This is a genomic window from Acinetobacter sp. YH12201 (genome assembly GCF_013418145.1).
In the GTDB taxonomy this organism is placed as follows: domain Bacteria; phylum Pseudomonadota; class Gammaproteobacteria; order Pseudomonadales; family Moraxellaceae; genus Acinetobacter.
This window is the reverse complement of the sequence record NZ_VPCP01000103.1, coordinates 1-8,652: the sequence shown is the minus strand read 5'-3', so window position 1 is coordinate 8,652 and position 8,652 is coordinate 1. Positions and strand designations below refer to the sequence as shown.

Genomic DNA, 8,652 nt, shown 5'->3' with positions numbered 1-8,652 from the left:
GTTCCACTTTAGATATTTGTTTAAGATGAGATGTAACTCATTGAAATGTGTCATCATATTCGTCGTCAGAAAACAAGTATTATGCCATTATTTCAATGAGTTATCTTTTTTTGTCGTGTACAAAGGAACATTTGTATAGATTGCAGTTTTTGGCATTGTGTCACCTCGCTTAGAGATTCAATCCTGAACTTGTATTTAGTGAACCATCTTTCTTCCATATTGCATCATGATTGTGCATAAAACATACAAATCATCTTTCACACAAATATAAAAGCAAAATCCAAACCAAGTCCAGCGGGAGAAATAAAAATAAAATAAAAAATAGATACAAAATAAAAAAGCCACCCGAAGGTGGCTTTTTTCAAAACACTTCAGAATTAACCAATGAACTTACGTGCATTGCGGAACATGCGTAACCATGCACCATCTTCAGTCCATTCTTCAGGTTTCCATGAATGCTGAACAGCACGGAAGTTACGTTCAGGATGCGGCATCATAATCGTTGCACGACCATCAGTAGATGTCACACCAGTAATCGCTTCAGGTGAACCGTTCGGGTTCAATGGATATTGCTGTGTAGGATTACCCAAGCTGTCTACATAACGTAAGCTGACTTGGTTGCCGGCATTTAACGCAGCAATTTTGTCTTCAGTGGCAACTACACGACCTTCACCATGTGCTACCGCGATTGGAAGAATCGAACCTTCCATACCATCTAACAAAATCGAGTGAGATTTTTCCACACGTACGTTGACTGCACGCGCTTCAAATACTTCTGAAGTGTTGCGGTGGAAACGAGGCCAGTTTTCCGCACCCGGAATCAGTGGAGCCAATTGCGACAACATTTGACAACCGTTACAGATACCCAAAGAGAAGGTTTCTTGACGATGGAAGAATTTCTCGAACTGGTCACGCAGTTTAGGGTTAAACAATACTGATTTCGCCCAGCCACCGCCTGCGCCCATTACGTCACCGTAAGAGAAACCACCACAAGCCACAATACCTTCAAAGTCATCCAGACTGATACGGCCAGCAAGCAAGTCGCTCATGTGTACGTCAACAGTGTTGAAGCCGACTTTATCGAATGCCGCAGCCATTTCCACATGACCGTTTACGCCCTGTTCACGCAAGATCACCATGTTGGGACGACGTGAATTAATAAACGGTGCTTCAACCGGTTCATTCAGATCGAATGTCGGCTGTGCGATGATACCTTTGTGGTTCTTGTCAGTGATTAAAGCAAACTCAGAATCCGCAGTTTCAGAGTTGTCACGCAAACGTTGAATTTGATGAGATACTTCAGTCCAAGCCACTTGCAAATCAGCACGTTCAAGTACAAAACCATTGATAGTCAATTGGTCAGTATTGTTCACTTTACCTACTACAGAGATAGCATCTTTAAGTGAAGATTCAGCGATTTCTGCCTGTAATGCTTCCCAATCGCTAGTTGCGATTTGAAGTACTGCACCAATTTCTTCAGCAAATAAAGCTTCTGTCGATTGATCTTCCAGTGCTACACCCAGACGTGAAGCAAACATCATTTCTGCAACAGTCGCGAGTAAGCCACCATCACCGATGTCATGGTAAGCCTTGATCAGGCCACGGTTGTTCCAATCTTGTACCAATGCAAAGAATGCTTTGAAATCTTCGAAGCTATCAACATCAGGTGTTACCGAACCGATGGCTTTATACACCTGAGCCAGGATCGAACCACCAAGGCGGAACTGACCTTTAGACAAGTCGATACGTACCAGTACTGAATCTTCATTTTTCAGTTCAGGAGTCAATGTTTGACGTACATCAGTCACCGGTGCAAAAGCAGTAATCACGCCAGACATTGGAGATGTTACAGACTTGTCTTCACCTTCGTCATTCCAGGTGGTACGCATAGACAATGAATCTTTACCAACAGGAATTGCAATACCCAGCGCAGGACACATTTCCATACCGATGGCTTTAACACCTTCGAACAATGCTTGATCTTCACCTGGTTGACCTGCTGCTGCCATCCAGTTAGCAGACAATTTAATGTCGCTAATCTGCTCGATTTTTGCAGACATGATGTTCGAGATTGATTCAGCTACAGCCAAACGTGCAGATGCAGCAGGGTTTAAAAGCGCAACTGGTGGACGTTCACCCATCGCCATCGCTTCACCCGTGTAACCGACAAGGCTTGTTGTAGTGACTGCAGCATCTGCTACAGGAACTTGCCAAGGACCCACCATCTGGTCACGCGCAACCATACCGGTAATTGAACGGTCACCGATCGTAATCAGGAACGATTTAGAAGCAACTGTCGGGTTTTTCAGAACACGGAAAATCGCATCTTTCAAATCAGTGACTTTAGCTGCATCAAAGTCATCGCCTTTACGTTCAATCGTCTCGTAAGAGCGGCTCATGCGTGGTGTCCCACCCAGCATCACCTGCATTGGCATATCCACGGCTTTATTTTCAAACAATGGATCTTCAACAGTTAAGTGACGTGCTTCAGTCGCTTCACCCAACACCGCAAACGGACAACGCTCACGTGCACACAATGATTCAAACAGGCTTAAAGAACTTGGACGAATCGCTAAAACATAACGTTCTTGTGCTTCGTTCGACCAGATTTCCATTGGAGACATACCTGGCTCTAATGAAGGAATCTTACGAAGGTCAAGCACTGCACCTAATTCGTGATCATTCACAAGCTCAGGCATGGCATTTGAGATACCGCCCGCACCGACATCATGTACAGACACGATCGGGTTGAAATCTTCCATGCGCCAGCAAGCATCAATCACTTCTTGGCAACGGCGTTCCATTTCCGGGTTTTCACGTTGTACCGAAGCGAAATCCAGGTTTTCACCCAATTTACCGCTATCTACAGAAGATGCTGCACCGCCACCAAGGCCAATCAGCATTGCAGGACCGCCAAGCACGATTAACAAATCGCCCGGCTGGATGGCATCTTTTTCCACATGGTCAGGACGGATGTTACCGTAACCACCAGCGATCATGATTGGTTTGTGGAAACCTTTCACTTCACCATTGACGTTTTGTTCGAAAGTACGGAAGTAACCATTTAAGGCAGGACGACCAAATTCGTTGTTAAACGCAGCACCGCCCAATGGGCCTTCAATCATGATTTGAAGTGGAGATGCCATACGTGATGGTTTACCGTAATTTTCTTCCCAAGGTTGTTCAAAACCCGGAATGTTCAGGTTAGACACCGTGAAACCGGTTAAGCCAGCTTTTGGTTTACCACCACGACCAGTTGCACCCTCATCACGGATTTCACCGCCCGAACCAGTCGCAGCACCAGCAAATGGTGCAATCGCTGTTGGATGGTTGTGGGTTTCCACTTTCATGAGGATGTGAGCAGCTTGGCTCTTGTATTTATAAACGTGGTGACCTGTTTCATTATCTTTTTTAGGATAGAAACGCTGTGTATCAAAGCCCACGATGACAGAAGCATTATCTTTATAAGCGGACAATACGTCTGTTGGAGATTCTTTATAAGTATTCTTGATCATTTGGAACAATGATAATGGCTGTTTTTCACCATCAATTGTCCATTCTGAACCGAAGATTTTATGACGGCAATGCTCAGAGTTGGCTTGAGCAAACATCATCAATTCGATGTCGTGCGGGTTACGACCCAGCTTGTTAAATGCTGCGGTTAAATAATCAATTTCTTCATCTGACAAGGCAAAACCAAATTCAGAGTTGGCTTTAACCAGTGCTTGTTTACCCTGACCTAAAATATCAATGCTATTTAAAGGTTTTGGTGCAGTTTCAACAAATAAAGCTGCAGCGTCATCAATATGATTGAACACGCTTTCAGTCATACGGTCATGTAAAACCTGTTTAACTTCATTGGATACTTCAGAAATACCTTTTAAAGTAAACAAAACACCGCGTTCAAGGCGGTGTATCGGGGTATTACAGTTGGCAAAAATATCAGTCGCTTTAGAAGACCACGGAGAAATCGTGCCTAGACGTGGCGTTACAAGAATCTGAATTTCATCACTTGCTGCCTGACGAACTTCAAAAGAAGCACCATCATTTAATAATTGTAATGCAGATTGATGCTGCTGTTCGTTGAGCGCTTGATCAAACAGATAAATCCATTGACTTTCAATTGATTGAACAGAACTCATTGACGCGAGACGGTTTAAGAGTTGAGTTTTCTTAAAAGAAGAGTGTGCTGGTGCACCGGCCACGATAAACATGCTGATTTTGGCTCCACGGGCAGGTCTATTGGACCCTACCGCCAATGTGACTTAGAGAGAGCGCATATTCTACTGTGTATTGGCAAAATCAGCTAGATAGAAATTCACGAATGTGCCATCTATTCTTTCAAGAACATGGAAGAATATTTTATTTTTCAGATAAAAATTTTGAATCTTATATAAATTTAAGCCTGCACTATCTTGTTTCTAAATATTATTTCAATATTACAGCTTATGCTCAATTCCGTATCTTTTAGCCAGTGTTACATAATTCTGCATCTTTTCATTCTTGATGTCTTAGCGTTCTTTCATAAATCATTTTTCAATAACTATAAGCTGTTCGTAAAGTCAAAAGAAAAAATAGATTTTAGCAGGTATTGGATTCATGAAAGAGATCTCTTGAGTAAATGATTGAGCTCAAACACTAGTACCCAGCTCAGTGCATTATCAGAAAGACAAATCATGTCGCCCTACTCTAGTCGCTTGGACTTTTTTTTGGCATGATGAATTCAGCTCTTCATTGAATAACGATAAATGGAACAAATGCGTTGGTTGGAACTGCTTTCGACAGTTCGTATTGGTAGCAAAAAACAAAGTTCAGAACAGGCACGTAGCCCATTTCACAAAGATTATGACCGCATTATCTTTTCGCAAAGTTTCCGCCAGCTCAACCGTAAAACCCAAGTCCACCCCCTGACCCAGCACGATGGTATTCACACCCGTTTAACCCATTCGCTCGAAGTATCATGTATTGGCCGTTCATTGGGCATGCTGGCAGCGGAAAAAATTAAGGATGAACTACCAGTATGGATTTCCCCTGCCGATGTCGGTGCCATTATTCAGGCTGCGTGTCTGGCACATGATATTGGTAATCCACCTTTTGGACATGCCGGTGAATATGCCATTCGCGAATGGTTTGATGATGCTTCACATGGCAATTTTTTAAAAAAACTCACCCCGGAAGAGCAGGCCGATGTACGCCAGTTTGAGGGCAATGCCCAAGGTTTACGTTTACTAACCAAAATTGACTATCATCCCAATGATGGCGGCATGCGTCTAACTTACGCCACTTTAGGCGCTTATTTAAAATATCCGTGGCTGTCGAAAACCATTGCCTCACAAGGGGATCGCCCTGCCAATCAGCGGGCAAAATTTGGCTGTTACCAGTCTGAAAAAGAGACTCTCAAGCAAATTGCAGAGCAGCTCGGTTTAATTCAGCTTGGTGAATATCAGTATTGCCGTCATCCGCTGACCTATTTACTCGAAGCTGCGGATGACATCTGTTATGCCCTGATTGATCTGGAAGATGGCATTATTTTAAATATGTTGTCTTATGAAGAAGTCGAACCGGTTTTCCTCGACCTGATTGCAGATTATGGCAGGCCTGAAGAATTATCCATACCAACCACCTGGCAGCAAAAAATTGCTGCTTTACGCGGCCGGGTGATGAAACGTCTTGTGGATGAAGTGACCACTGCTTTTACCAAACATCACTTTGAAATTTTATCAGGACAACTCAAAGGCAGTTTATTGCAATATTGTTCTGAAGATATTGAATGGGGGATTGAACGAGCCAAAAATTTAGCCCGTGACAAGATTTTTGAACATCCGCAAAAGGCTGGTTTAGAGATTATTGCCCATCAAAGTCTGCAAAATATTCTGGATGCCTTTATTCCGCTGACCACACCACATAAAACCTTGAGCTTTAAAGAACAGCGCTTAATGTCGATGCTGCAACGTGCCGGTGTCAATTTTCAAAGTAATCACTATGAAAATATTATGCAGGTGCTGGATATTATTTCGAAATTCTCAGACCATCAGGCCTATAACCTGTCGCAAGAGTTACAGGGCAATAAAGCCGGCTTGATGTAAAAATGTTGCAGATATGCTGGCTAAAATTTTCACCAGATTTAAAAAATTATACCTGAGCATTTTGCCTTTCGTGCAAATGCTCACTACTATGCAACCAACGATAGATAAGTGAATAAATAAACATGATTGGATGTCTTATTGGCGAGGTGTTGGCTCTAGAAGCACCGACAGTATTATTAAATGTAAATGGCGTGGGCTATGAAATCGATACCCCGCTTTCAACATTTTGCCAATTACAAAAAGGCCAGAAAGTTACCTTATGGACGCATCTCGCCGTTCGTGAAGATGCTCAGCTTTTATATGGTTTCCTGAATGCCCAAGAAAAAACCATCTTCCGTACCCTGCTTAAAGTCAACGGTGTAGGACCTAAAATGGCACTCGGCATTTTATCTACTTTAAGTGTAGAAATGCTGATTCATACCGTTGAGCATGAAGATGTGAATACACTAGTTAAAGTCCCAGGCGTTGGGAAGAAAACAGCTGAACGCTTGATGATTGAACTTCGTGACCGCTTCAAAGCCATGTCAGCTGGCACGACACCAAGCAATTCTACTGTAGAGCAAATCCAGTTTAGTGGTAACTCTGCGGTGGCAGAAGCTGAAGCAGCGTTACAGTCATTAGGTTATAAACCTTTAGAAGCACAAAAACTGATTAATGCCGTTAAAGCGGACTTTACCGAAGCAAGTGATATTATCCGTGCTGCGCTTAAGTCGATGAACAAGTAATTCAAATAGATAAACCGATCTATCCTTAAGTTTGATACGCGATAGGCGACATGGATGTCGCCAAGTTGGATTGGGATATAAGGACATATCCTCAATCCAACAAAAGATTTTTGTTACTTTTGATCTTTCAAAAGTAAGGCATCGCCTACGCGAAAGTAGTGAATATCTTTCATCATTCGCGGCCGTGCAACTAAATGTGGTATTTATGACCATAACGCGATAATCGAATTCACGAAAATAGAACTGACTTAATATGCAAGACCGTCTCATCAGTGGTTCTGAAAAACCCGAAGATCATTTTGATCGTGCCATTCGCCCCACTTCCCTCGATGACTACATCGGTCAACCGGTGGTACGTGAGCAAATGGAAATCTTTATTGGCGCAGCCCGTGGCCGTGGCGAAGCACTCGACCATACCCTTATTTTTGGCCCACCCGGTCTGGGTAAAACCACACTGGCCAATATTATCGCACGCGAAATGGGCGGTAATCTAAAATCGACTTCTGGTCCCGTTCTGGAACGTGCCGGTGATTTGGCTGCTATGCTGACCAATTTAGAAGAAGGCGATGTACTCTTTATTGATGAAATTCATCGTCTTTCTCCTGTAATTGAAGAAATTCTGTATCCAGCCATGGAAGATTATCAGCTTGATATCATGATTGGTGAAGGCCCGGGCGCACGTTCAATCAAACTGGATTTACCGCCATTTACCCTAGTTGCAGCAACGACACGTGCAGGCTTGCTCACCTCGCCACTGCGTGACCGTTTTGGTATTGTGCAGCGTTTAGAGTTCTATTCAGTTGCAGACCTGACCCATATTGTTTCACGTTCAGCCTCGTTAATGGACGTTCCCATGACGGATGATGGTGCAAAAGAAATCGCGCGTCGTGCCCGTGGTACACCGCGTATTGCCAACCGTTTGCTGCGTCGTGTTCGTGACTATGCTCAAGTCAAAGGTACAGGCGAAGTGACTCAGGAAATGGCACAACGTGCACTGGATATGCTAAATGTCGATAAAGATGGCTTGGATACTTTAGACCGCCGTTACTTAAGTATGTTGCTTGAGCGTTTTGATGGTGGGCCTGCCGGTGTAGAGGCTTTGGCTGCTGCCATGGCGGAAGATTCAGGCACGCTAGAAGATGTGATTGAACCATATCTGATTCAGCAAGGCTATACCATGCGTACTGCACGTGGCCGTATTGCTACTAATATGGCATATTTGCAGTTTGGCATGACTCCGCCTGAGCCGAAGGATAAGTAATTTAAAAATAGCTTAGGTTTATTAGTGTCGCATAGCTTAAATTTAAGCAAGCTTTGGATACACGAGTGTGGCAAGGATGCCACACGTTACTCATCTCTTGCGCTGCATTTTAAAGCAGTGCTTAAAACTGGCTCAGAATGTTGAGTATGGGTAATAAAGGCTTTTCTTGCGGACTCAGAATATAGTTTGATATCCTCATTTTGGCCTCTCAAAAGTAAGACTTCGCCCACACAAATCCCTTTCGATTTTATTGAAAAATTGCGGCAGTAAAATTTTATAATTTAACTAAGAGGATTTCAAAACCTCTTATCAAGCAAAAAATCAAAGAATATAACTGCTATTTGATGAATCAACTAACACCATGAAAAACAAATTTAAAAAATGCATATGTGATTTTAATTTAATTAGGACTTACGCATTGACGGATTCAAAAAAGTATTAAAATACTTTATAAATAGGACTTACGCATTGACGGATTCAAAAAAGTATTAAAATACTTTATAAAGTATCTGTGATCAGACGAATTAAAAATGCTTCTACAGCAACTTGTACTCTACCCATTTATATGGGCTTTCTCATG

4 protein-coding genes are annotated in these 8,652 nt (G+C 42.8%); 3 read left to right on the top strand and 1 reads right to left on the bottom strand.

The features are described from left to right. Positions 1-377 precede the first annotated feature (377 nt). Positions 378-4,214, bottom strand: coding sequence for a phosphoribosylformylglycinamidine synthase (gene purL, locus FTU91_RS14655; RefSeq protein WP_180082696.1), 3,837 nt, complete (start codon positions 4,212-4,214; stop codon positions 378-380). Between the two features lie 534 nt (positions 4,215-4,748). On the opposite strand from purL, the gene FTU91_RS14650 reads away from it, so the two are divergent. From FTU91_RS14650 to ruvB, 3 genes are all read left to right on the top strand, one after another. Continuing rightward, positions 4,749-6,086 (top strand): deoxyguanosinetriphosphate triphosphohydrolase, encoded by a 1,338-nt coding sequence (locus tag FTU91_RS14650; protein ID WP_180082694.1) that lies wholly within the window; start codon positions 4,749-4,751, stop codon positions 6,084-6,086. A gap of 122 nt (positions 6,087-6,208) precedes the next feature. Continuing rightward, the gene (ruvA, locus tag FTU91_RS14645; protein ID WP_180082692.1) at positions 6,209-6,811 is read left to right on the top strand and encodes a Holliday junction branch migration protein RuvA; all 603 of its coding nucleotides are present in this window, start codon (positions 6,209-6,211) and stop codon (positions 6,809-6,811) included. 253 nt (positions 6,812-7,064) lie between these two features. Then, positions 7,065-8,072: a Holliday junction branch migration DNA helicase RuvB gene (gene ruvB / locus FTU91_RS14640; RefSeq protein ID WP_166167252.1), complete on the top strand. Its 1,008-nt coding sequence runs from the start codon at positions 7,065-7,067 to the stop codon at positions 8,070-8,072. The last annotated feature ends 580 nt before the right edge of the window (positions 8,073-8,652 follow it).

Coding starts and splice junctions, on each gene's coding strand:
- ruvB (WP_166167252.1), top strand. CDS start 7,065: ATGCAAGACCGTCTCATCAGTGGTTCTGAAAAACCCGAAGATCATTTT.
- ruvA (WP_180082692.1), top strand. CDS start 6,209: ATGATTGGATGTCTTATTGGCGAGGTGTTGGCTCTAGAAGCACCGACA.
- purL (WP_180082696.1), bottom strand. CDS start 4,214: ATGTTTATCGTGGCCGGTGCACCAGCACACTCTTCTTTTAAGAAAACT.
- FTU91_RS14650 (WP_180082694.1), top strand. CDS start 4,749: ATGGAACAAATGCGTTGGTTGGAACTGCTTTCGACAGTTCGTATTGGT.